This is a genomic window from Paenibacillus sp. FSL K6-2393 (assembly GCF_038002545.1).
GTDB lineage: Bacteria > Bacillota > Bacilli > Paenibacillales > Paenibacillaceae > Paenibacillus.
This window is the reverse complement of sequence record NZ_JBBOCU010000001.1, coordinates 1,063,848-1,088,847: the sequence shown is the minus strand read 5'-3', so window position 1 is coordinate 1,088,847 and position 25,000 is coordinate 1,063,848. Positions and strand designations below refer to the sequence as shown.

20 protein-coding genes and 1 riboswitch are annotated in these 25,000 nt (G+C 45.4%); of the genes, 7 read left to right on the top strand and 13 right to left on the bottom strand.

Going from position 1 to position 25,000, the window contains the following annotated elements; genetic code table 11:
* Positions 1–54: 54 nt before the first annotated feature.
* From MHI14_RS04580 to MHI14_RS04570, 3 genes are all read right to left on the bottom strand, one after another.
* A complete protein-coding gene (locus MHI14_RS04580) occupies positions 55–399 on the bottom strand; it encodes a general stress protein (RefSeq protein ID WP_017692267.1) in 345 nt (114 codons plus the stop codon).
* A gap of 94 nt (positions 400–493) precedes the next feature.
* Positions 494–1,006, bottom strand: a complete 513-nt coding sequence (locus tag MHI14_RS04575) for a hypothetical protein (RefSeq protein ID WP_341129939.1) — start codon at positions 1,004–1,006, stop codon at positions 494–496.
* A gap of 88 nt (positions 1,007–1,094) precedes the next feature.
* On the bottom strand, positions 1,095–1,604 hold the full coding sequence (locus MHI14_RS04570) for a DUF948 domain-containing protein (protein WP_133387150.1): 510 nt from the start codon (positions 1,602–1,604) through the stop codon (positions 1,095–1,097).
* Between the two features lie 220 nt (positions 1,605–1,824).
* Between MHI14_RS04570 and MHI14_RS04565 the strand changes: the two genes are divergently transcribed.
* Entirely contained in the window at positions 1,825–1,989 is a 165-nt protein-coding gene (locus MHI14_RS04565) for a DUF1328 domain-containing protein (protein ID WP_017692264.1), read from the top strand.
* Between the two features lie 372 nt (positions 1,990–2,361).
* Positions 2,362–2,880, top strand: coding sequence for a hypothetical protein (locus MHI14_RS04560; protein ID WP_091038561.1), 519 nt, complete (start codon positions 2,362–2,364; stop codon positions 2,878–2,880).
* Between the two features lie 91 nt (positions 2,881–2,971).
* Here MHI14_RS04560 and MHI14_RS04555 read toward each other — a convergent pair whose 3' ends face one another.
* A complete protein-coding gene (locus MHI14_RS04555) occupies positions 2,972–3,859 on the bottom strand; it encodes a cation diffusion facilitator family transporter (protein ID WP_105601872.1) in 888 nt (295 codons plus the stop codon).
* Positions 3,860–4,149: 290 nt separating this feature from the next.
* On the opposite strand from MHI14_RS04555, the gene MHI14_RS04550 reads away from it, so the two are divergent.
* Positions 4,150–4,338 (top strand): hypothetical protein, encoded by a 189-nt coding sequence (locus tag MHI14_RS04550; RefSeq protein WP_017692261.1) that lies wholly within the window; start codon positions 4,150–4,152, stop codon positions 4,336–4,338.
* Between the two features lie 113 nt (positions 4,339–4,451).
* Here the strand turns inward: MHI14_RS04550 and MHI14_RS04545 are convergent, their stop codons facing one another.
* From MHI14_RS04545 to MHI14_RS04520, 6 genes are all read right to left on the bottom strand, one after another.
* Positions 4,452–6,077 carry an ABC-F family ATP-binding cassette domain-containing protein gene (locus MHI14_RS04545; RefSeq protein ID WP_091038559.1) on the bottom strand — a complete coding sequence of 542 codons (1,626 nt, stop codon included), beginning with the start codon at positions 6,075–6,077 and terminating at the stop codon, positions 4,452–4,454.
* Between the two features lie 215 nt (positions 6,078–6,292).
* Entirely contained in the window at positions 6,293–7,339 is a 1,047-nt protein-coding gene (locus MHI14_RS04540) for an MBL fold metallo-hydrolase (RefSeq protein ID WP_249913180.1), read from the bottom strand.
* A gap of 71 nt (positions 7,340–7,410) precedes the next feature.
* Positions 7,411–7,596, bottom strand: coding sequence for a cytochrome bd oxidase small subunit CydS (gene cydS, locus MHI14_RS04535; protein WP_165980411.1), 186 nt, complete (start codon positions 7,594–7,596; stop codon positions 7,411–7,413).
* Between the two features lie 20 nt (positions 7,597–7,616).
* On the bottom strand, positions 7,617–8,651 hold the full coding sequence (locus MHI14_RS04530) for a cytochrome d ubiquinol oxidase subunit II (protein ID WP_341129938.1): 1,035 nt from the start codon (positions 8,649–8,651) through the stop codon (positions 7,617–7,619).
* Positions 8,648–9,994 carry a cytochrome ubiquinol oxidase subunit I gene (locus tag MHI14_RS04525; protein WP_091038553.1) on the bottom strand — a complete coding sequence of 449 codons (1,347 nt, stop codon included), beginning with the start codon at positions 9,992–9,994 and terminating at the stop codon, positions 8,648–8,650. Before MHI14_RS04525 ends, MHI14_RS04530 begins: the two co-directional genes overlap by 4 nt.
* Positions 9,995–10,378: 384 nt before the next feature.
* A complete protein-coding gene (locus MHI14_RS04520; protein ID WP_165980413.1) occupies positions 10,379–13,225 on the bottom strand; it encodes an ATP-binding protein in 2,847 nt (948 codons plus the stop codon).
* 345 nt (positions 13,226–13,570) lie between these two features.
* On the opposite strand from MHI14_RS04520, the gene MHI14_RS04515 reads away from it, so the two are divergent.
* Entirely contained in the window at positions 13,571–14,269 is a 699-nt protein-coding gene (locus MHI14_RS04515) for a response regulator transcription factor (protein WP_036668013.1), read from the top strand.
* 49 nt (positions 14,270–14,318) lie between these two features.
* Here MHI14_RS04515 and MHI14_RS04510 read toward each other — a convergent pair whose 3' ends face one another.
* Positions 14,319–14,738, bottom strand: a complete 420-nt coding sequence (locus MHI14_RS04510) for a hypothetical protein (protein ID WP_091038549.1) — start codon at positions 14,736–14,738, stop codon at positions 14,319–14,321.
* Between the two features lie 242 nt (positions 14,739–14,980).
* Here MHI14_RS04510 and MHI14_RS04505 point away from each other — a divergent pair, with 242 nt between their 5' ends.
* The 3 genes from MHI14_RS04505 (at position 14,981) to MHI14_RS04495 (ending at position 19,003) form a co-directional block, all read left to right on the top strand.
* Positions 14,981–16,123, top strand: coding sequence for a virulence factor (locus MHI14_RS04505; protein ID WP_047841582.1), 1,143 nt, complete (start codon positions 14,981–14,983; stop codon positions 16,121–16,123).
* Between the two features lie 147 nt (positions 16,124–16,270).
* Positions 16,271–16,486, top strand: a riboswitch (Lysine riboswitch).
* A 117-nt stretch (positions 16,487–16,603) separates the two neighbouring features.
* Positions 16,604–18,085 carry an amino acid permease gene (locus MHI14_RS04500; RefSeq protein WP_249913182.1) on the top strand — a complete coding sequence of 494 codons (1,482 nt, stop codon included), beginning with the start codon at positions 16,604–16,606 and terminating at the stop codon, positions 18,083–18,085.
* A 276-nt stretch (positions 18,086–18,361) separates the two neighbouring features.
* Positions 18,362–19,003, top strand: coding sequence for a class D sortase (locus tag MHI14_RS04495; protein WP_341129937.1), 642 nt, complete (start codon positions 18,362–18,364; stop codon positions 19,001–19,003).
* A gap of 133 nt (positions 19,004–19,136) precedes the next feature.
* Here the strand turns inward: MHI14_RS04495 and MHI14_RS04490 are convergent, their stop codons facing one another.
* On the bottom strand, positions 19,137–23,648 hold the full coding sequence (locus tag MHI14_RS04490; protein ID WP_341129936.1) for a collagen binding domain-containing protein: 4,512 nt from the start codon (positions 23,646–23,648) through the stop codon (positions 19,137–19,139).
* A gap of 163 nt (positions 23,649–23,811) precedes the next feature.
* Entirely contained in the window at positions 23,812–24,939 is a 1,128-nt protein-coding gene (locus MHI14_RS04485) for a transglutaminase domain-containing protein (RefSeq protein ID WP_091038543.1), read from the bottom strand.
* Positions 24,940–25,000: the final 61 nt, after the last annotated feature.

Genomic DNA, 25,000 nt, shown 5'->3' with positions numbered 1-25,000 from the left:
TGATTCAGAAGCTTGTCTATGTTCAGCAAACTTCAACTTGCAACGTATATCGGGTTAATCTTTCTTTTTAGCAATAACGAGTACTTTACCTTTGTCGAGTTCACTCTCGTAGAAGTCCGCTTCGGCTTCGGTAAAGCCCATCGAAACAATTTTGGCCCGGAGTTCATCACCACGTGAGCGGAACAGATTCGCCAAGGAATCAAATACGCCTTCTTCCTTTATGCCAATTTCTTTGGCATCTGCTGTATCGGCAATTCGATCTGTACGATCCTTCTCATGGGCGAGAACAAAGATTTGATCAGCAAGGTATCCGGTAATCTGCAATTCTTTCACCGCTTCTACCGCCTGGACTCCGTTTTCTACCACTTTTGCATAAGCTTGCTCATTGGTTGAATTCATCGTTTCCACTCTCCTCTGATTTAATCTTCTGTATCGAGCTACTTAATATATAACCATACTATATGGGGTTGAAACGATTCGGTAATAACCAATCCTAGGAAACTGTGTCATCAAAAAGATCAATGCCTTCAATCTGCTGAGAGCCTGACTTCATATATACTTTCAGAGCCTGGTCTCCACGGAGAAACACTTCTCCGTCCTCTGCCACATAATAAGGTTTCCCGAGAGCATGATGGATCGCTTCAATATTCATCTCAATTCTCTTTCCGTTTAACATGATGTGATTCTCAGATGCATCGATATGCACATATTGAATAACATCCGTATCTTCACACAAACCAACCTTTACATCATGAAAGTGATATTCAGGACACCCCAGATAAGGATCTTCCTGCTTATGCCCCGGCTGGCCCTTGTTGGCCAACAAATCATCCATGGTGTCATCCAGAGAAATGCCATTCAGAGTCCGAAAATGCTGGAAAGTCTCGGATCGATCAACAGCCAGAGTTACCTCTGACGCCTTCTCTTCCATTACCGTCCATTGCATATCGTGAGCAACGGGTACCGCTGCCGGTTGAACGGAAAAGGGAGAAATTACGCTAAACATCACAAGCAGTAGTTTCATCATGATTCTCACCCTTTCATCAGGTTCATCACCGCTCTGAAGGCTTCTTCATGGTTATAAAGCGGTCATGTTACTTGCGCATCCGTTGCCATACATTCGCTGCAACATCAATATACTTCATCCAGTTTTTCCCGCCCTTAGCTTCACCATTATATGTAGCTTCATAGGATTGCAGGGTACGATCCGTTGATGTAGCAGGCGGTGCAGTTACATGAACCGATTCAGCATGTTTGGTCTGTTCAGCGTTGTTACGTTTAGTCTGAAATCTCGCCATCAGCGTTGTGGAGACTTGTTTGGCTGCTGCCGTCACTTCGTTCAACACTTCTCCCAGATTCTCAACAGATTCCATAACAGGATCAATTTTTTTCATTTTGTGCTGTACATCCACCGTAATATCATTGGCATGCCTTACCGTCTGCTTCACTTCATAACTAAGTTCATCAATGGTTTTCTGTACCTCCTGCAGTGTCTGTGAGACATTGTCCAAAGAACCCTGAGCGGATTTCAAGGTACGAATTAAAAAGAAAACCAGTACTGCAAATGCCACTGCAATCAGGGCCACGCTAATTTGATAGATCATAGAAGAACCTCTCTTTCCATATGTGCATCAGTTTGTTATTGCTATAGTTACCCGGCGATTTCCCGGACGAAACAATATTATATATCCCTTCATATATGCCCTCGCTTGGAAAAAAAACCAATGTTTCAAGCGGTTAGCACCCGGTTAAAGTTAGACTACACAAGGCGGTGAGGTGAACACAACTCACTGCACAATCATTTATACGAAAGGATGAATACTTATGTTGAAATGGTCTGTATTATTTCTAATTATTGCACTGGTAGCAGGTATTTTTGGATTCTTCGGTATTGTTGAAGCAGCTGCTTCAATCGCGAAAGTACTCTTCTTCATCTTTGTTGTACTGTTCGTAATCTCCCTGATTACGGGACGTAGCCGAATGCGATAACCTCAGGCTCTGATATGACTGAGTGTTACTAAAAGAATACATACAAAAGCCGATCGTGCTACCAAGCCGATTGGCTTTTGTGCGTTCAGGCATAGGTCAACTTTTCTATATTATGTATTGCACTCCCTTCTGCTTTATTCCAATCCGCCCTCGTATGAATTCCAAAAAATCAGGACCTTTTTGAGATAGCCAACCCGGTTTTATCCCACCGAAGTATGATATTTACAGGCTTGCTATATACCCACATATGAGCCAGTTGACACTGGAGAATGCAAGAAAATATTGTTATAATTTGTGATTCATAAGGTAGCTTGCTTGGTTACTTTTAACACAGGACAACAAATTACATAACAAACCGAGGAGGAAAAGAAAATGAAAAAAATCGTAAGTTTTGCTGCTGCTTTAACGTTGATGGGTTCGATGGCTGCCGCTGCAGGTGCTGAGGAAGCGGTTACTGGAACGGTAACTCCGGAAACAGGAACTGAGGCTACAACAACGCCAACGACCACAACAACTCCAGCTGTTGAAGTGAACAAACCTGCTGTAGACACAGTAGAAGGTACTGCTGAGACTGTAACAGGCACAACAACAGACACTACAGGTGCAGAAGGTACTTCAACTACAACTGAAACGCCAGCTACGACTACAGATGACAAAATGTTTGAAGAGCCACTCGTAAAACCAGGCGATGAAGTACTGGCACCAACGATGTTGCTGAACCTTCTGGAGCGCACTTGGTTCTATGATGCACCTAACGGTAAACCAATTGGTGCATTAGGCTCCCAAGTCATCGATACAACAGGTGAAGTGGTTGATGGATTCGATGGCGGCGAGTGGGTACAAGTATACACTTGGAAAGGCAAAGCGTGGATCCACGTTGCCATTCAATAACATCGTATAATCGTTCTAATGATAAGTAAAGAGGACAGCACGCACAATCGCGGCTGTCCTCTTTTCATTTTCCAAGATGTTCACTCCCTGTTCAAGGGTTCCTTGTGACTTCTTCCGTCTTTGGTTCCACATGTACATGTACATGCATGATGTTATGCGATCGCTTCAACCGCTCTTCAACACGGTCACAGATCTGATGGCCTTCAATCAAGCTTAGGCCTCCGTCCACTTCAATGACTACGTCCACAAGTACATGACTGCCATGCACACGTGCCTTCACATCCTTGATCATCTCAACACCGGGAACGCGTGCTACTGAGGATCTGAGATCCGTCAGTTCCTTCTGGTCAAATCCATCGGTAAGACGATGTGTAGAATCCCGGAAAATCTCCCAAGCCGTTTTGCAGATCAACAGACCTACAGCAATGGCAGCTACTTTATCCAGCCATGGAAGTCCAAACTGCGCACCTATAATTCCAATTGCAGCGCCTATGCTGACCCAGGCATCCGAACGATTATCTTTCGCCGCAGCCATCAAAGCCTGACTATTAATTTGTTTAGCCAGACGGTGATTGTAACGATATACGCCTAACATCACCACAGCACAGACTACAGCCACCGCTGCCGCCCACAGATTTGGAGCAACAAAGGCTCCTTCATACCAGGAGCGAACGGCTTCAACCAATACTTGCAGCCCAACCATAGCCATAATAAATGAAGCCACCAAGGCAGCAACCGTCTCCGCTCTGAAATGACCATAGGCATGATCCGAATCAGGTGGTTTCTGGGAGATTCGAAGCCCGATCAATACAGCAACGGATGCCACAATATCCGTAAGGTTATTAAAACCATCGGCCAGCAAGGCGCTGGAAGCAAATAAATAACCACAGATCAGCTTAAAGGCGGACAAAACGAGATAGGCTGCAATACTAACCCAAGCCCCTCGCTCCCCTTTTCGAATTTCTTCATAAGCGTTCAAACCGGGCGACACCCCTTTAACGTTTCGTATTACGGTTTTTCCATGTTAACAAATGCGGAGCGTGTGGGTCTACAGAAACAGTGTTGCCAGGCTGCATTGCTGTAGGCAAGCCGAAACAAAGTTGCCAGACGGCAGGGCTGTAGTTAATGAGAAAAAATGTTGGCCTGGGTAAAACCAAAGGTTTTGAGCATTTTATCAGGTTGCCCTTGTAGGGCTTTTGTAAAACGTATAAAATAGGTACATCCCGTCCAATCTGGACGGCTCACTGTAAGACCGGGAGGGAAATAACGATGAGCGAAAATAACGAACCGAAAAAGGTCAGTTTGCAGGATGCTATACGCCAAAAGCTGGCGCAAAAGAAAGAACAAGCAAATTCCGGTAACCAATCCAGCGCCTACTTTGAAGGCGGACCTAAAGCGATGAAGAGTCAAAACAACAAAAAGCCTAACAACCAACGTCGCCGTACTGGTGGATCTTAGGTCTTAAACCGCAGAGAAACCCATTGAATTACAAAAAGAACCGCAAGCCCTCTTCACAGAGACTTGCGGTTCTTTGGTGTTCCTATAATAATGTGCCGTAGATGATGCTTAGTTTAAGCTTCTACCGGATACATTTTATTGCGCAGTTCTTTGATTTCGTCACTTTCCAGATATTCGTCATAGCTCATTTGGCGATCAATGATGCCATTCGGCGTAATTTCGATAATCCGGTTAGCAATGGTTTGAATGAACTGATGGTCATGGGAAGTGAACAGCATGGTGCCGTCAAAATCAATCATACCATTGTTCAGCGCTGTAATGGATTCGAGATCCAAGTGGTTCGTAGGCTCATCCAGAATCAATGCGTTAGCACCAGTCTGCATCATTTTCGCCAACATACAGCGAACTTTCTCGCCCCCGGAGAGTACACTTGCCTTTTTCAAGGATTCCTCACCTGAGAACAACATACGTCCCAAGAATCCACGCAGATACGTTTCATCCTGATCTTTGGAATATTGACGGAGCCAATCCACAAGAGTCATGTCTACACCGTCAAAATATTTGGAGTTGTCTTTCGGGAAATAAGCTTGAGTTGTAGTTACACCCCAAGTATATTCGCCGCTATCCAATTCCGTTTCACCCATAAGAATATCAAACAAGAGTGACTTGGCATTTCCGTTCGGGCCAACAAATGCAATTTTATCCCCTTTGTTCACGACAAAGCTGATATCATTCAGCATTTTTACACCATCAATGGATTTGCTGATACGATCTACGGTCAACAATTGTTTACCGGCTTCACGCTCAGGTTTGAAGTTGATAAAAGGATATTTACGGTTCGATGGACGAAGGTCATCCAGCGTGATTTTGTCGAGTTGTTTCTTCCGGGAAGTTGCCTGTTTCGATTTCGAGGCGTTCGCAGAGAAACGTTGAATAAAGGCTTGAAGCTCTTTAATCTTCTCTTCTTTTTTCTTGTTGGCATCACGTTGCAACGCAAGTGCCAATTGGCTGGATTCATACCAGAAGTCATAGTTACCTACGTACAGCTGGATTTTACCAAAGTCGATATCCGCAATATGCGTACATACTTTGTTCAGGAAGTGACGGTCATGGGATACCACAATAACAGTACCTTCATAGTCCATCAAGAAGTTCTCAAGCCATTGAATGGATTCGAGATCCAAGTGGTTGGTAGGCTCATCGAGCAACAGGTTGTTTGGACGACCAAACAATGCTTGTGCAAGCAGGACACGAACTTTTTCGTTACCACTTAGTTCATTCATTTTCTTATCGTGCATGTCACGGTCGATACCCAGACCGATCAGGAGTGCCGCTGCATCCGGCTCAGCATCCCAGCCATTCAACTCGGCAAATTCACCTTCAAGCTCACCTGCACGCAGGCCGTCTTCTTCAGTGAAGTCCGCTTTGGCATACAGCGTATCTTTTTCTTTCATAATGGCATAGAGACGACTATGACCCATAATTACCGTTTCGAGAACCGGATACTCATCATATTCAAAGTGGTTTTGCTTCAAAACGGCCATACGTTCGCCCGGGGTGATGTGCACCTCTCCCGAGTTTGATTCAATTTCACCGGACAAAATTTTCAAGAATGTTGATTTACCGGCTCCATTGGCGCCGATGAGGCCGTAACAGTTTCCTGGTGTGAATTTGATATTTACATCTTCAAAAAGTGCACGTTTTCCGTAGCGGAGCGTGATGCCGCTTGTACTGATCATTAAGCATACCATCCTTTATTGGTTAATCTGCATACTGCATGAATAGCAAGTTGCGTAAATCATGGATTCAATATCCCGATGCCTATTCTGGCACCATATTATAACACAAAAAAGCGGCAAATTCGAAAATTGGCCGCTTTTTACTTATTAAAGATTTGGTAAATACACTGTTCATGCAGGCATACCCCTACATTAACATATTTGACTCATTTTTGTTAGCCCTGTTTGCCTTCCTCGTGGTGAATGCGGAGCGTCTCGCCATGACCAAGCACCCGAATCCGCTCTTTACCAATGCCTAGACGTTCACGTTCAACTTCCAGCCGATCCAGCGCTTCCTTGGGCGTATCATCCGCCAGCTTGAATGTGCCGTAATGCATTGGCACCATGAGCTGTGAACCGGATTCAACGAACCCCTGCAGCGCTTCTTCGGGTGTCACATGCTGAGAAGTCATGAACCATTCCGGATCGTAGGCACCGATGGGCATCAGGGTAACACCAATGTCAAAGCGTTCTCCAATCGTTTTGAAACCCTGGAAGTAACCTGTATCACCCACAAAATACAACACAGGCGGACCGCCTGATGTTTTGGATGTTTCGTTCTTCCCTGATTCCGTGGATGATTCATCCTGATTGTTCGTTGTTGCAGCACTTTCCGCTGCTGAAGTCGTTGCCGGATGGTTCAGTTCCAATACATAACCGCCCCAATGGGACGTATTGGTATCAAACAACGTTCGGCGCGTCCAGTGCTGTGCAGGGACAAAAGTTATTTTGACTCCACCAAGTGTCATATGATCCCACCATTTCATCTCCTGGCATCGATGGAATCCTTTGCGAATCATCTTACGCTTCAGACCATCGGGTACGATGAGCAATGTCTTGGCTGTAATCAGCTTACGCAAGGAAGCCAGATGCAGATGATCATAGTGGGAATGGGATATCAGAATCACATCCAAAGGTGGAATATCCTGAATCGGAATGCCGGGGGCACCGAGCCTTCGTTGAAATCCCATTTTTTCGGCCCACACCGGGTCAGTCACGATGTTCAATCCATAATATTGAATGAAAAACGTGGAGTGACCAATCCAGGTGATACTTGTGTCCTCCCGGTTGGCATGCAGATAATCCAGTTCAGGCGGGTGTTTGGGCACGGTGTAGGAGTAGTCCTTCACTTTATTGCGCCGCTGCTCCCTCCATTGTTTGAATTCCTTCAGCGTTTTGTCCGTACTTACATTATCGATATTGTTATAACGGATTTTCGGCATGAAAGGGCCCTCCTCCCTTCCTCATTTCTTAACAAAAGATTACCCCAAACGGGAATGGACGTACCAGCCAATCAATCCTTTGGGTTCTTACATACGGCCAGATATACAAACAGAAAGACAATAGCAGCCGCAATGATCAGTGGAGGGGCGTACATAATGGTGAATGTCTCAAAAAAGCTTAATCCGGTTATACCGGGTATCCCCGTGACTCCCTCAGTAGATAGTGGATCCAGCAAGGGAGTCATGAGTAAGAACATGTTTGGGTGCATGAACAGACTCATCCTTTCTTTTTACCAGAATTACCGCGCACATAATTGGCATCAAACAGGAACAGCTTCATAATCAGCACAAGCGAAGGAATGAGCACAAGTAGCCCCAGACTAAACGCTGTAATGAGCGCAATCCCCATCGTCCGATTTGTAAAGCTGTCGTAAATATTGATGTAAGGATACAGAATGTACGGAAGGTGGGATCGCCCGTAGCCATACCAGGCAAAGGCAAATTGAAGCATGACAGCGACAAAACACCAACCTAGATATTTACTTTTCCACACCAGCGACACGGCAATGACAAAACAAATAAACGAAGCGATGAACATCCACGAAATATCCACCATCTGCTCAAAGTGTTCGGGATTCTGTTTGTTAATCTGCAGAAAAGCCAGAAAGCTCGCAAAAATGGTAGGCAAACTCCAGAGCAGCGCGTACTCTCGAAGCACCTCATATGCCGGCTCATCCCCCGCCCGTTTAGCATAATAGGATAGAAACATCGCCGAGATGTAGAGCACACTAACCAGTGCAAGCAAAACAACCGACCAGGTATAGGGATTCGTCAAAAATTCACGCCAGCGAAAAAACACCTGATCGCCCACCTGCTCAATGATCCCGCCTTCGGATATCGCCAAAATGGTGGAGAATACCGCCGGAATCAGCAATCCCGTCGCCCCGTACAATGCCATGTAGATCCGGCTGTTCTGCCCATGGTTGCCATAGGTATTATAGGCGTAATATACGCCCCGGATCGCAAGCAGTACAATAGCCAGGGAACCCGGAACCAGCAAAGCTGTCCCGTAATAAAAGGCGCTGTCCGGATAAAATCCGACCAGTCCAACCACAAAAAAGATCAAAAACACATTCGTCACTTCCCACACGGGAGACAGGTAGCGCTGAATGATGTTATGAATTTTGTTCTCATGCCCGGTCAAAATGCTATAAAAGCTGAAGAACCCGGCGCCAAAATCAATCGAAGCGACGATCAAATAACCGAACAAAAACGTCCACAATATCGCGATGCCTGCAATTTCGAAACTCAATGCACGATCCCTCCTTCAAGCCCCAGAGACTCCAGTTCCTTCTCTGCTTCCTTGTTACGGAACAGCTTGCTGAGTACCCGAATGCACGAGAAACACAGGATCAGATACAGCAAGATGAACAACACCAGCATCCATCCTACCGAAGTTGACGTCGTAGCCGCTTCCGCCACCTTCATATAACCGCGTAAGATCCAAGGCTGCCTGCCAACTTCGGCGAACATCCACCCCAGCTCGATGGCAATCATGGCCAGAGGCCCCAGCAAGACAATGCCAAGCAGCAGCCATTTGGGATACGGCTTGCGCCCTGGCAACCACCGCCGCAGTACATATAACACAGGAATCATCAGAATGATCACTCCCGTTGTGACTTTCAGATCGAACATATAATGAATGGATAGTGGTGGTCTCAGATCCGCCGGAAATTCTTCGAGACCCTTCACTTCCGTATCTGGACGATTACCCGCCAAAATGCTAAGGGCATAAGGAATCTCAATCGCGTATTTCACTTCATTATTTTCATCCAAAATCCCCCCATAAACGAGCGGTGCCTCTTTCATCGTCTTGAAATGCCATTCTGCGGCAGCCAACTTCTCCGGCTGATACTTCGCCAGAAATTTACCGGAGGAATCGCCGATCATGACGGTACTGACGGCAAATACGAGCGCAGATACCGTCGTGAGTTTCAGTGCTTTTTTGTAATACACATGATCCCGTCCCCGAAGCAAACTGAAGGCGGCTATCCCCGCCAGGATACCTGCACTCAAGGTGTAGGATGAGGCGAGTACATGGGACACTTTGGTTGGCGTTGCCGGATTCAACATGGCAGCAATCGGATGAATGTCCTTCATGATGCCATTAATCAGGGTGAATCCCTGAGGCTGGTTCATGAAGGAATTCACCGTTGTAATGAAAATCGCAGATGCAGATGAGCCGAGAGCTACCGGAATCAACAGCAGCATATGCGTATATTTCTTTTTGAAACGATCCCACGTATAGAGGTAAATCCCAAGAAAGATCGCCTCTATAAAAAACGCGAACGTCTCCATAAACAGTGGCAACGCAATCGCCTGACCCGCGACCCGCATAAACATCGGCCACAGCAGACTGAGCTGTAATCCGATCGAGGTGCCTGTAACGACGCCCACGGCAACGGTGATGACAAAACCTCGCGCCCACCTGCGTGCCAGCAGGGTGTAATGCATATCATTGGTTCGTAGTCCTCGCCACTCGGCCAAGGCAATCATGAGTGGAACACCTACACCAATAGATGCAAAAATAATGTGCACAAACAGGGTAAGGCCGGTTAGTATCCGGCTGAGCAAAACAGGGTCCAGAGATGACATGGTTACACTCCTCTTTCACATAATCGTTATGTACGACAGCAGTTACTCTGCTTGAACATGTATCTCAATAACTCATGATTCGGATGATGCTCTTCACAACGGCATACAGCACAACCACAGCTGCAACCAGACAGACGATAATGAGTGTTTTCTCTTGTTTACGGAACATATACCTGCCGTCCTCCTTTTGCATGGGATGCAAATTATGGCTCTATAGACAGTTTGCAAAAGAAGTTGTTTTTTTATCCGGGGAAATTGAAAAACAAAAAAAGCCTTTCCCCTTATCACGCTCACGCGCTGAAGGGCAAAGGCTCTATCCGTAGGTCTCGTAAATAATTATTATTTATAAAAAAGTGAAATACATTTCTTCATCCATCATTAAATTTACACCAATACGTCCTGCTTGGGCAGTCGAACCTTGAACGTACTTCCTTTGTCCGGTGCAGATATAAAGGTCAGTGTACCCTTGTGATCCTCTACAATTTTACGGGAAATGTACAACCCAATTCCTGTTCCACCAATCTGCCGATGATCTGAATTATCGACCCGATAGAATTTGTTGAACAGCATGTCCTTCTCTTGCTCCGCAATGCCTATTCCGTAGTCACGCACATCAAGACATAACCATTCCTCTTCTTCCCATAACGTCACATCGATACGATCGGCTCCCGGAGAATACTTGACTGCATTGCCCACCAGATTATGCAGAACCTGAACCATCCTGTTCTGGTCAGCATAAGCAAAAAAGTCTCCATTAAACGTATGCACGTAGATACGTTGGGCAGACTTCATATTCCACTGTTCGGCAACCCCTTCTACCAACTCAACCAGCGGTACATACGTCATGTGGTAAGTCATACCTTCGTTGTCGAGGCGCTGAATATCGAGTACATCATCGAGCAAACTGCTCAGCCGCTTGCCCTCCGAAGAGATGGTCTGCATGAATTCCCGCTGCTGAGCTGCCGGAAGGTCATACATCATCATTAATTCCACATATCCCATAATGGTGGCTACTGGCGTTCGAAGCTCATGAGATACCACACTGATCAGCTCATTTTTCATCCGATCCAGCCGTTCTTCTCCTGTCCGGTCACGGAACACTAGCAGAAACCCATGGTTTTTACCCGGGACATCCATCTGCTTCATGTACAAGGAAAATACACTTTTATCCACATTATTGAATATAAATTCGGTCTCGATAAACGCTGTTTCTCCATTCAGGAATGCTCTCGTCTGTTCCATCAGATTGAAGTTGTCCGTTAATACCATCGTATCAATCGCCTGCGCCAAATCTTCAATGGATCTGCCCATAAAATCACCCAAACCAAACATCTCTTCTATCCTTCGGTTGACGATGGTTATGGTCCCTGATCGATCAGACATCACAAGCCCTTCTCGTACGGATTCAATAAATTGCTCACTGATATCTCGCTGTTCCTGAATGGCAATCTTCTCATTGAACAACTCTGAGTTCAGCTTCTCCAGCGCCAGGGCATGACGTACACGATCTTCTTCTGCTCTGGTCCGCTCTGTAATATCCTTAATAAACAGGTTATATAATGTCTCATTTTTGCCCAACTGGATCTCAACAATTTTGTACTCAATCGGAAATACGGAACCATCCCGTCGAATACCTGAAATTTCTTCAACGATGGTGTATCTTTTACCTTCAACATATTCAAATCGCTCCAGCAAATTCTTGATCTCCTTGCAGCTGGCCCCTTGAAAAAGAGTCGGCGCTTCCTTGTGCAGAATCACTTCTTCCCGACGCAATCCAAACATTCTTTCAGCCTCCGGATTAAACTCAACGATCAACCCATTGGAGTCCACAGCGATAATCGCATCAATAGAGGATTCAATAATGGCACGTTTGACCTCTTCACTATTCTTGAGTTCCTTGGTACGCTCAATAACCCTGTCCTCCAGCGTTAACTTGTCGTGACGAATCTGTTCGAATTGTTCCAGCAGCACATCAGCCATTTTGCGCAAATTGCCAATCAGGATCTGTACTTCGGTTACATGGCTGGTTGGCCACTCCATCTTCCCATTTCGAAACAGCAGTCTCGGAAGAGAGCCTGTCATCCTAGTCAGTCTTAACAACGGGCTAACAACCTTACTGCTGAGAGGAGCCGCTACGATCATGGAAGCCACGATGATGATGAACAGGGATTGCAGCGTGGTCAGGTAAATGGATTCGATTCGGGGGTAATACTCGGACGAGTCGGTCACAATGAATACCCGATAAGGTGTTAACCTTGTCATTTCTGCTTCATAGATAAAAGAGGCTTGTTTCCAGTGATTCAATACATCGCTGTAATGGATATTTGCGGAACTTAACAGAAAGAGATTATCCCTTGATTTCAGAAGACGGAATCTGTCCATGTCCAGGTAATCGCCTGCCTGAAGTGTATTCAATCCAGAAGCGACGACCGTATCATTCCGATCCAGCAGAATCACATTCACGCCTAGTAGATGATGATAACGCGCCATATTCTGATCCATATTCTCGGAGGTAACATACTCTTCATCAATATCCTGAACAACCGCAGTCGCTGCATATTTCATATCACGTAATATGGCATCATTCATTTGATCCAATTGTCTGCGGCTATCTGCGGATAACAGTACGAGAGAAACAAATACCACAAAGGCGACTACATATTTAAACGCAATTCTTGTTAATGGGATGGTTCCCATGCGTTTTGATTTGTGTTCACCCGTAGTGATCCAAAAATCAACTACAATTCCCGCAATCAGCGCATTCACCATACCAATCACAGCAATATACATATACTCATACTTCAAATCGTCTATATTTAAACCCAACATAAAATGCCCGGTATAGATAACAGGAAGTAACATGACTACCCAAAAGACAGCATTAGCCTTGATTAAGCTGCCATTCTTCCAGCGGATCTGCCAAACGAGCATCCAGATTAATTCCATGAAGTGGGCAAGCATGACAGTTAGATTGTGCGGCACAAAGCCGACAAAGACAGTATTCAGCAGATGGATGACTGTAAGGGTGACAAATCCATAGATGGCCCCATGCAAACGAAGAGCAACGAGTGCTGCCGCGCTCCCAATCATAAACTGTACACCATAGAATAAAGTAAACGGAAAAATGGTGCTTAGTGAGCCCAGAATGATCAGAATGCTGGTCCCAATCCAGGGTATTCTCAGCTTCAACACGACCCAATCCAGCATTTGTCTTGCCTTTATACGATCCATAAGCATTTGCCCTCATGGATCATTTTTTCTTCTGTTTTCAACAACAACGTTGGTTCCCCCTATAAACTTAAGCGGATACAATATTACTTTTTTTCCCCTTAACTCGTTCTGATCCATTATACTGTAATTAATACTTGGTGTAGCTTTGGGAAATTCTGATTGATCGGCAACCAAACTGCATTCATGCTAGAATATTGAAGTTCATTCAAAAAGCGTATTCTTTCTCTACATATACATCCTATATTTTGGGATAGAAACATTAAAAAATTTGCGGCATTTATTCGCAATTCACCTTGTTTTTTTAGCATTTTCTTAACATATTATTTTCACCAGGAGTGTGACCCTATGACTATCAAAGTACTTCTTATAGAAGATGAGAAAAATCTGGCCGACATGATTGCTTTCTTTCTTGAGGAGGAAGGATACATCACTGAACGGGTTCATCATGCCCGCGAGGCACTTCAACTGTTTCCACAATTCCAGCCGGATATTGTTGTAACGGATCTCATGCTTCCTGAAATGGATGGAAATGATCTCGTAGAAGCCTTTCGCCAGCACTCCACTGTGCCCATTCTGATGATCTCGGCAAGCACCATGCTGAATGATCGACTTCGTGCATTACATAATGGTGCGGATGACTTTCTGTGCAAACCATTTAGTTTGAAAGAGTTGGATGCCCGGATTAAAGCACTGCTGCGAAGATCAATCATTTCCTATAAGGATAAACCGGTAAAAGAAGACAAGCAGGCAGAGGTTACTGGACATGTAAATGTGAATGAGTACAGAAGAACCCTGTTTGTGGATGGTGTTGAAATCGAGGTCACTCATATTGAGTTTGAGATTATGAAGGAATTGTACCGCAATCCGGGTAAAGTGTTCACCCGCAATGAGCTGATGGATCGGATCAAAGGCTCCGAACGGGCCTATCTGGATCGTACCATTGATGTTCATATCTCAAGTCTGCGAAAAAAAATTGAGCCTGACCCCAAAAACCCACGTTATATTAAGACGGTTTGGGGAACAGGCTATAAATATGTGATCTAATACGATCGTAACGATTAAAAAGTTAAACATTTTTGGCCATATCCCTCTTTTATCTCATGGATAAGATGGGTGGTATGGCTATTTCTGATTTATGGACAGACGAAGAATGCAACCAATTTTCCATATCCTTGATTAGTTGATTCGGGTCTTGCTCGTTCCAGAGAATCATCTTCATCTCACCCGTACCTGTAATCTGTTGCAGGTGACGCTTCCGAATAAGGGAATGGAAATCCGTAATGACCAGTAACGGAAGTTGTGGCATAAAAGCCCGAATGGCATTTGCTGCTGACACCGCTTCTTCGGCATTCTGATAGTCAACAATACAATAACGGGCATTTTCCCAACTTCCCCGATGTGTTTCTATCGCAGAACCGGATGTTGAGTCCTCAATCCAGTTCCTGAACAATTGAATAATATTCTCATATGCAATACGACGTTTTCCATCCGAGAGCACGGTAATGGGTTCCATAGGTATAACCTCCAGTTGATTCTTATCTTTATTGTGCCAATTTTCGTTTAAAAATGTTTGTGCGTGAACATGAAAGAAGTGTTAACAAATTTCGTACTTCTTCACATTAAGTGTTAGACACGTCCACTTCATTTCTGGATGATTTCGCAGATTCCACACATTGATGTAAAATAGAGAAATACCCGTGTGATTTAATTTACGGGAAGTGAAAGATGAATCTGGTACTATAGGAGGTTACATTGATGAATATTGTTTCCATTGAACCAACACCGAGTCCAAATACGATGATGCTACATCTCGATGAACGTCTGGAGGACGGAATTCGCAAAACATATACCCTGGACAACGAACGATCTGCTCCGGCGTTCATTCGCCAGATGCTTCATATTCCCGGTGTAAAGAGTGTGTTCCACACAACAGACTTTGTCGCACTTGATCGTAAAGGGAATGCCGACTGGTCCGTTATCTTGGGCGAAGTCCAAAATCGCCTTGGACAGCAAGGCATTGATCTGGACTGGATTGAATCCGAAGATGGTTCAGGCGAGCACTTCGGAGAAGCACAGGTATTTGTACAATTCTTCCGAGGTGTACCGATGCAAATTAGGGTCAAGGCCGGGGTCAAGGAAGAACGAATCTCGTTGTCGGACCGCTTTGTCAAAGCAGTGACGGAAGTCGCCAGTGCAACGATGATCAAAGAACGCAAACTGAGTGATTACGGCGTTCGATATGGCGAGTTACCTGACATCGCACGTGAAGTCGAGCAGGAATTGGAAGCCGCTTATCCCCCGGAACGACTCGAGCAGGTTATCAAACAGGCCATTGAACATGGTACCAAATCCGAAGAGTTCGTTGAGCGCCGCCGTGAATTGGATGGAGCCGAACTTGAAGAGGCTCTGCGAAACGAGGATTGGAATGTTCGCTATGCGGCATTTGACGGCATGGAGCCTACGGCAGAAAGACTGCCTCTCGTAGCCCATGCCTTACATGACAACAAAATGCAGATACGTCGCTTGGCCGTGGTATACCTGGGTGACATCCGTACACCGGAAGCGATGGAACTGCTGTATGAAGCGCTTCAGGACAGTTCTCCTGCGGTACGCCGGACTGCTGGGGATACCTTGTCTGATATCGGTGATCCTGCCGCCACTCCAGCAATGACAGCTACGTTATCCGATAAAAGTAAACTTGTACGCTGGCGTGCAGCACGTTTTCTCTATGAGGTGGGAACTGAAGAAGCAGAGCAAGCGTTGCGAGTTGCAGCCGATGATCCTGAATTTGAAGTCAGCCTACAGGCCAAGATGGCTCTGGAGCGGATCGAATCGGGCGAACAGGCCGCTGGAACGGTATGGCAGCAGATGGCTGGCCGTAACAAAAAAGAGGAATAGTCCTCTCTCAGACCTCACATCCAACAATTGTTATTGCACTGGAAAACCATGCGCGTTATACTGATTGTCTGTTTACTAAACAGGACACACTGTGTTAAGTTGTGTTGTTCATAATTTCATAGACAATAGATACACCTCATCCATTGATGGTGAGGTAGAGGTCGCGGGTGCGATCAGTACGCTGATGGAGGCGCTAAGGAGCCGCTTATGAGATCAGCCGAAAGGTGTACCCGCCGAAGCTTACTGGACGTTCCTTATACGGTCCGGTGAGCTGGGGCTGCTGTCGAAAGGCGCAGAACTGTCACGGAAGTACATTTCCTTTATATAAAGGTATGAATTCTTCTGTGTTGAGCTATCTTAATCATCTGGGACATGGTGCGGACATTGAAATATTAAAGACCGCAGGCTGATGCCTGTGGTCTTTTTGTTTATGAATTCAAGTATCGCAAACATCAGTATATCGAATGAAGGAGTGTTTCCATGCAAGACCGCAGTAACCCAACAACAACTGGACCTTCCCTGAAAAAAGGATTACGCGCACGCCATATGACGATGATCGCCCTCGGTGGCTCGATTGGTACCGGGCTGTTTCTCGCAAGTGGTACCGCCATCTCAACCGCAGGCCCTGGTGGAGCATTAATTGCCTATGCGGCCGTTGGCATCATGGTTTATTTCCTAATGACCAGCCTTGGTGAACTTGCTACCTTTATGCCGGACTCCGGTTCATTTAATACGTATGCCGCACGTTTTGTCGATCCTGCTCTCGGGTTCGCCATGGGTTGGAACTTCTGGTACAACTGGGCGGTAACCATTGCAGCAGAACTTGCTGCCGCTACTGTACTCATTAAGTACTGGTTCCCCGACAGTTCGTCCATGTTATGGAGCTTATTGTTTCTCGTGCTGATCTTTGCCTTGAACGTGTTGTCCGTTAAAGGCTATGGAGAGTCCGAGTACTGGTTCGCCATTATCAAAGTCGCTACTGTGATCATCTTCCTGGCCGTTGGTGTGCTCATGATCTTTGGTATTATGGGTGGAGAAGCGGTTGGTTTCAGCAACTTCACCATCGGTGATGCGCCCATCCATGGCGGATTCTTCGCTGTGCTTGGTGTGTTCATGGCTGCTGGATTCTCATTCCAAGGTACCGAACTTATCGGGGTAGCCGCCGGTGAAAGTGAAAACCCGCGCGAAAATGTACCTCGTGCAATTCGTCAGGTATTTTGGCGCATTCTGATTTTTTACATCTTGGCGATTACCGTGATCAGTCTGATCATCCCGTATACGCATCCGAATCTGCTTAAAGGTGATCTGGAAAATATCGGTGTCAGTCCGTTCACACTGGTGTTTGAGAAAGCTGGCCTCGCCATTGCAGCTTCCGTGATGAATGCCGTTATTTTAACCTCTGTACTCTCTGCCGGTAACTCAGGCATGTATGCTTCAAGCCGGGTTCTCTATGCCCTTGCCAGAGACGGTAAAGCCCCTCGTTTCCTGGGTAAACTGAATAAAAAAGGCATTCCAATGAATGCACTTTTGCTTACAACAGCTGTTGGTATGTTGGCATTCCTTGCCTCCCTGTTCGGCGATGGGATTGTGTACACCTGGTTGTTGAATGCATCCGGTATGTGTGGTTTTATCACTTGGCTGGGTATCGCTATCAGTCATTATCGCTTCCGTCGTGCATACGTTGCACAAGGCAGGGATCTGAGCGATCTGCCTTACCGTGCACGCTGGTTCCCTTTTGGGCCGATCTTTGCTTTTGTCCTGTGTATCATCGTGATCATCGGACAGAACTACCAGGCATTTACGGGTGACGAGATCGACTGGAGTGGAGCCATCGTTGCCTACCTGAGCGTACCCCTGTTCCTGGTGTTGTGGCTCGGTTACAAATGGATCAAAAAGACCAAAGTGGTGCCGCTGCAGGAATGTGATTTCACACCTACCGATTCACCAAGTGACAAGCACTAACGAAACAATATTTACACTTGCCACTTCGATGACAGAATAACCTTCCGATCGCTGTTATCAACTTATACAGCGGATACGATTTAACATATTAAAAAACCTCCCCGTGGCGTTGCAGTTTTCCTACTGTAGCGAAACGGGGAGGTTTTTGTTTTGGGGCGGCTTCCCCCTTCGAACATTTCTGTACATCCTTTCGTCCCTGTCCATATTTTGTATAGATCCGTAAGTAAAATAGAGAAAGGTATACTATTTTTCTTGGACAACGGGAGTTGATGTATAATGAAAAAAATCTCTATTCTGCTCGTTCTACTGGGCATCCTGATCATCAGCTTTCCTTTCCTGCGGGAAACGTATTATGACTGGCAGCAAACCCGTGTCATGAACGATCTGGAGCAATTACAAAACGGTTTGTCTAAGCTTAATCATTCCTTCGAACAGGGCATACAAGATGCAGCTTCTGCCGAGCCGACTACTGACAATATAGGTACAGTACAAGAGGCCTCCTCGGATACGTTGGGGGTACTATCGATTGACAAGATTGATGTCCGCTTACCGATTCTGGAGGGTGCAACGGAGGACAACATGAAGGTAGCTGCAACCCATCTTGTCGAAACCACCAGTATCGGGAACAAAGGTAATGCTGCCATAGCCGCTCATCGCGCTCACAAAAAAGGACGGCTGTTCAATCGTCTGGGAGAACTCCAGATTGGTGATTCAATGGAAGTCACCCTGGCAGATCGAACGATTATCCAATACAAGGTAGATCAGATATCCGTTGTGGAGCCAACTGACTTATCTGTGCTGGAGGATCCCGGGCTTGGACAGGTCCTTACCTTAATTACCTGTGATCCACTCGTCAATCCAACACATCGCCTAATTGTAAGAGCTATTGAAGTGAAACCGGAGGTTGCCGGATATTGATCCTCCCTAAGGTGCAGCTGAAATAAAATAAAACACCCTCTAGTAATTCACATGATGACGCTGAGTCACTTGTGAAAGTTAGAGGGTGTTTTTTTATCCAAATATGATCTGTTCCTGCATTACGTGCTGCGATCTAACGCTGAAGCAATTGTCTGCGGCGGAAGTACATGAATCCCGCGCTACCTAGCGCCATCAGCATCATGCCCACAGCAGTGTAAGCCATTGTGCTCTCTTCACCTGTTTGTGGCAGCATTCCCTGAGATCCAGAATTTCCGTTTGGCTGTGATGCAGAATTTCCATTGCCCTGTGATCCATCTGTATCCATTCCAGCAGGAGGTGCAAGTGTACCATCACCATCCGGTGCATCTGTATCCCCAACTGGAGGTGCAGTGTCGTCCCCGTTGGAATCGCCTGGTGTCGGTGGCACTACCCCGGATTCTTCATCTGTCGGACTTTCGGTTCCTCCCCCAGACTCTGTAGGTTCAGTTACAACCGTGCCTGGAACCGACGGATTTGGTTTTCCTGGTTCCGGAGTTACTGGTTTCTCTGGATCTGGTGTTACACCCGTGGTAGGTGTTCCCGGATTATAAGGTCCACTAGACCCACCACCAGATACCGGGATAGCCTGATTTGTTTTTTCCACAACTACGGCTTCGGTTTGTATGTTCGTAATTTCAAATGGTACTGGTGTTGTTTCCAACATGTATCCGTTAGGCGCTTTTATTTCAACCAACTGATATTTATTGATATCCAGGTCTTTAAGTACAATTTCACCTTGTTGATTGGTTGTCAGTGAAGCTTCATCTAGACCTGTTACCTTGTGGAACTCCCAATTCCCATTTGCATCCATCAATGCAGTTTGAGCCCGTAATTCAAATACAGCTCCTTGAAGGTGCTGAGTTCGACCCGCATTGGTTTTAATCAATTTCACAGAACGATCATTTTTTTTATTTTCAATGGTCAATTGAGTTTCCGGTTTGATAATAGATACAAGCGTCTCCGGCTGTTCAATAACAAAGCCTTCTGCCTTGGTCTCTACCAATGTATATGGGCCATACGGCAAGTTATCAAATTCAATGACCCCATTGATATTCGTAACCTGTGTGTCAACCACCGCATTTGTACCATTACGCAGTTCGAATTCAATTCCAGCTAACACGGATTGATCCTTGGCGTTCACTTTGGTCACCACCAGCTTGGCATTTGTGCCCTGCGTATTGGTATGTGTGAGCGTAACAATCTGAGTTTGATTGGTTACAATGGTAAGAGGTATGGGCGTTGAATCCAATTGATAGAATTCAGGTGCCTCGACCTCAATCAACTCATAATCCCCTGGCTCCAGATCTGTTGCTCCGATCTTTCCATCCTCACCCGAAGTTATCGTATCGATTAACTGGCTGGTTTGACCATTTTTCAGGTACAGTTCGAATGTTGCACCTTTTAGCGTTTTCGTGCTGTCAGCAGCATCCACCTTGGTTAATTCGAAGCCTTGACGAATCTTTTTATTTTCAATTTCAAAAGCAATATCCGCATCCTTGAATTCAATCGTTTTACCTGAGACAGAGCCATATTCAGGATCAACCAAGTATCCTGCAGGTGCAGATAATTCTTTTAACTTATAAGGTACACCATTGGTCAGATTGTTTAATCGATAGTTTCTGGAGCTTTCAACTACTCCATTCTCGTCCGTTGGTTTCAATGTTTCCAGAAGCGTAGTTCCAGACGCATTATAGATTGCGAAGATCGCTCCTTCCAGCGGAACTCCGGTATCACTGACTTTGTGAATTCTGATTTTGCCTAAACCAGTGGAGGCTCCTCCACCTGCTCCAGCTAATGAAACTTTAATCCCCGCCTGATTGCCTTCCCCTACCACCGAAGAAGATTGGCCTGCAAATTCAACCTTATTCTCAATTCGGGCGCCATGATCGGCATTAATATAGGACTGATATTCCAAAATGAATGCAGTATGGATATCTTTCTTGAAGGTGAAGGTAAATGTATTGCCCTCCACAATCAATTCATAATCAGCCGGATCAACCAGTCCAGCTTTGTTGGATACATTGCCTGAATTGTTGGCAGGCAGGTTCGTTGCATATAATTTCAATGAATCAGTCAATAAAATTTGGTTCTCCGACAAGGTATCTGTTAATTGAGAACCCGCTGGAATATAAGATTGACTTGGATTGATATTTACCGTCCATGATGCTTTATCCGTTGTACCGATCTGTTGACCTGTTTTTTGTACATACACACCACCGTGAACTGGCGTGACGCTCGCTGATCGATTAAAGCGTACCTCACCATCCTCACCGTCGGTTAGAACAGCCTGGTTAGCATACGTGCCTTCGACGGAATAAGGTCCATCCAGGCTCGTTTGATACTGAATGCGATAAGCTGTTTTGCCGATGTTACCCAGATCCAATGTAAAACCTTTACCGTCCGGGTTCAGCTGGAATTGACCAGGTATGAGCGGAACCTCGCTACCTACAGCAGTAACATTATTGGCTCCCTGTAACTCTAACTCATGAACTTTTAATGAACCGTCTACAAAAGATTGGTTACCCGTGTAGGCATCCTTGAGGATGGCTTCGTGAATATCAAACAAGTTGTAGTTTACATCAATTGTCCATGTGATTTTTTTGTCTTTGGCGCTGTATTCGCCCTTTTTGTTACCATTTTGAATGGTGTACTCTTGAGGTTTGACTACAGCAGATTTGGTAATCGCAGTCTGTGCTACATTGGATTCTTCCCAATCGATCTTGGCAGAGTTGCGATATTCATTATCCGTTGGCATACCTGCCGTCGGGTCAAAGCTTGTTGTATAGGTAATGACATGTTCCGTGTTAATTGTAACGCCGTCCTTCAGGCGAACGGAGAATCCTTTTTCATAGGTTGGATCAGCCGGGTCTGGAGTCAGTTCGAAGTCTTCTTTGTTAACCCCACTCACTTGAAGACTACCCGGAATCAGCTTCATGTGTCTGCCTTCGTAATTATCCGTGATGATGATATCCGTCATGTCCTGCAAATCACGGTTCAAAACAATCTGCCATTCGATTTCTTTTGTGTTGAAGTTTTCACTTTTTACACTCTTTGCAAAAATGACTTCCTGAATGTCTCTTCGGCCTGTTTTGGAAGTACCATCATACATGTTCACTGTGTTCGTAATGGTGTCGTTTGTATAAACACGATGAATGGATTGTGTATCATATTCGATCTCATAGGCCTTTGTAATATCGTTCTTAAAATGTAATCTGAAGCCGTCATCAAATCCTGTATTCATCGCTTCAAGTGTGTACTCATTCGGATTGATCAGTGTTCTGTTCGAAGCCGCTCCACTTGCACTAATGTCCACTTGATATACTTTGACGGAATTGTTAATCAGTTGCTGTTTTGCCGTATCAAAACGGTCTTCAATCCATGCATTCGCTTGTATGATTTCTTGCTGATTGTAGTTATATTGAACTTTCCATGTGATCGTCTGTGTCACCGGATCATACGCACTATCTTGCCCTGACTTGTTCAAAGGCTCATTAAAACTCACACGAACTCGGCCAATATCTGTTTCGTTGTGCTCACTCTGATCCGTTGTAAGCGCAACCTGGTTTTGATACTCCACGTTGGTGAACGGAGCAGTGGTTGGTGCTTTAACACTTGTCGTATAGGTTACACGATAGGCCTTATCTGTGTCTCCCAATTGAATTGGAAACTGTGGTTCCGTTTTAATTACTGGGCCTTCTTTTACAGATCCATTCAATTGCACTTCCAATTCGCGAATTTCGATATTGCCCTTGAGTTCAAGGTTTGTTGGCAACGTATCTGTAAGAACCGCATTTTTCAAAGGCTTCTCGCCTTGGTTAAAATCTACGGTCCATTCAATTTCGTCGGAGTTGAAGTTTTCTTTGTTTGCGCTTCCCGATTTCTTCAACTTATCTACGGCTGTGTTGGCAAAATGTACATCAATGATGCCCTGCCCTACGGAACTAAAGTCTATCTGTTGTTTCAAACCATCTTCCATCTTGCTCTCATCGAACTTAATCCACACGTAGAAGTTACCTTCTAGCTTCGCATGCTCGATCAGTTCATTAAAGGTAAAGATGATTGTGCCATCTGGATTCACCACATACTCCCCAACACCGCCATCCAGATTACCCTTAAGCTGCGACCCGATGATGAATTTATCGGGCAAGTTAAAGGTGAACGTAGAGCCATCGCTATAGTTGTGGTTGTCATCTGCAAGTCCCCATGTAAAGACTACAGCCACCTCATCCTGAATGCGTGGTCGAATATCTTTGATCATATCTCCTTTGACTTCAATCGTGCCATTCCCGTTGTCTTCTGGTACCTGATTGTACATCTGCACACTGGTAATCAATTGATCTGTAATTACCGGACCTGCAGCTGCCATTGCTAAACTGCTCTGGTTGAGGTTTCCCTCCCCCTCTTCTTCCGGAGTGGCTGCAACGTCAACGTTGTTCATCTCTTCCGAAACTGCCAAACCTTCTTCTGACGCTGTATCGCTGATTGCACTGGCTGGCAAATTAGTTAATTCATCCTGAGCATGCATTGTTGGTGTAAATATCCAACCCTGCATCATTTGCGTGACCAGTAACAGAGCAATGATCACTATGCTCACTTTTTTCCTCATTGTTTGCATATCCTCCTCGTACGTAGTGTTGGCATACGCCGAAGATTAGAATAGCAAAGCGACATATACAAAAAATAGACAACACTAAAATCCTCGTTTTTGAACACAAAATTGAACACAAAAAAGGATACTCCTCAAGCGGAGCATCCTGTTCAAACGGTTTTTATATTGTCCAGTTAATTTTGACGCGCAGATCCGTAGTACCTTCCATTTTGGACACATAATAAGAGATCGATTTCATGCCAAGCTGGTACAAATCCTGCAAATCTTCAATCAGTCCAGACTCCGTACCCTTGTACCTGAACGTGAGCGAGGTTCCGCCTTCCTTCAGTGTACTTTGAACCTTGGTCTTCAGCGCAGCATGGCCTTTGATGGCATCCTGTTCATCATACAGGGAATAGTCCAGAGCATGGTACAGCTTCTGATAAGCGGCTTTTTTGCTATCTCCGGCCTTCACCAGCTTTAATAAAGCTTCTCGATATGGGGCTGGCGCAGCGGGGTACTTGCTTTTGCCTGTCCAGATATGGTCACGTGCCATCTCATCATCGCTCAGCAAATAATAGCTATGGCTAACCTTACCTTTGCGGTCAGGGGTAGGATCATCCCAGGTCGTGTCCATGTGATACCACTTGCCGTCCAGGTTCACGATATTCCAGGCATGAAGCTGCCCACCTGCTGTACCTTCCACAATCCGGTTATCGATACCTACTCGCTCCAGCATTCGATATGCCAACAGTGAATATCCCTGACAGACGGTACTGCCTGTAACAAGCCCGTCGTAGGCCGTATATTTCTTCAACGAAGTATCGTAGGAAAGGTTAAGCACAATCCAATCATGGATGACCTTGACCTTCTCATGATCCGTCATGCCTGGTTTGATGATTTCTTTCAACACGTTTGTGACTTTACGATTCACATAATCGGTCTGTTCCTTGGTCTCCCGATAGGAGAGAGTCACATGGACCTCGGCCGACACATTGGAGCCTTTATAATTGAATGCATAACTTTTAACGGTATATTGGATATAAGGGTCACTCTTCATTGCCTCATCGATGGAGGTTTGTAACTGTTTTTTGAGGCCTTTCACATTACCTTTGTATGTAAAAACAAGTTCCTCCGTTCGCTGTGACATTGCGGTAAGCAAGGTCTGGCGCAAATCTGTTGCCGTGGATATATCTGATGTCCCTGATGCAGCATACAGTTGATCCAGATCAACCGTACGTGGTAACGCTACAGCAATCAGACAGCCTGCCAGCAGTATGGTGATAATTCGTTTCCCGTTCTTACCCATGAAAGGAACCCACCCTTCTTTGCAAAGTTCTCACGCCCTATTGTATCACAAAAGGCTCTGT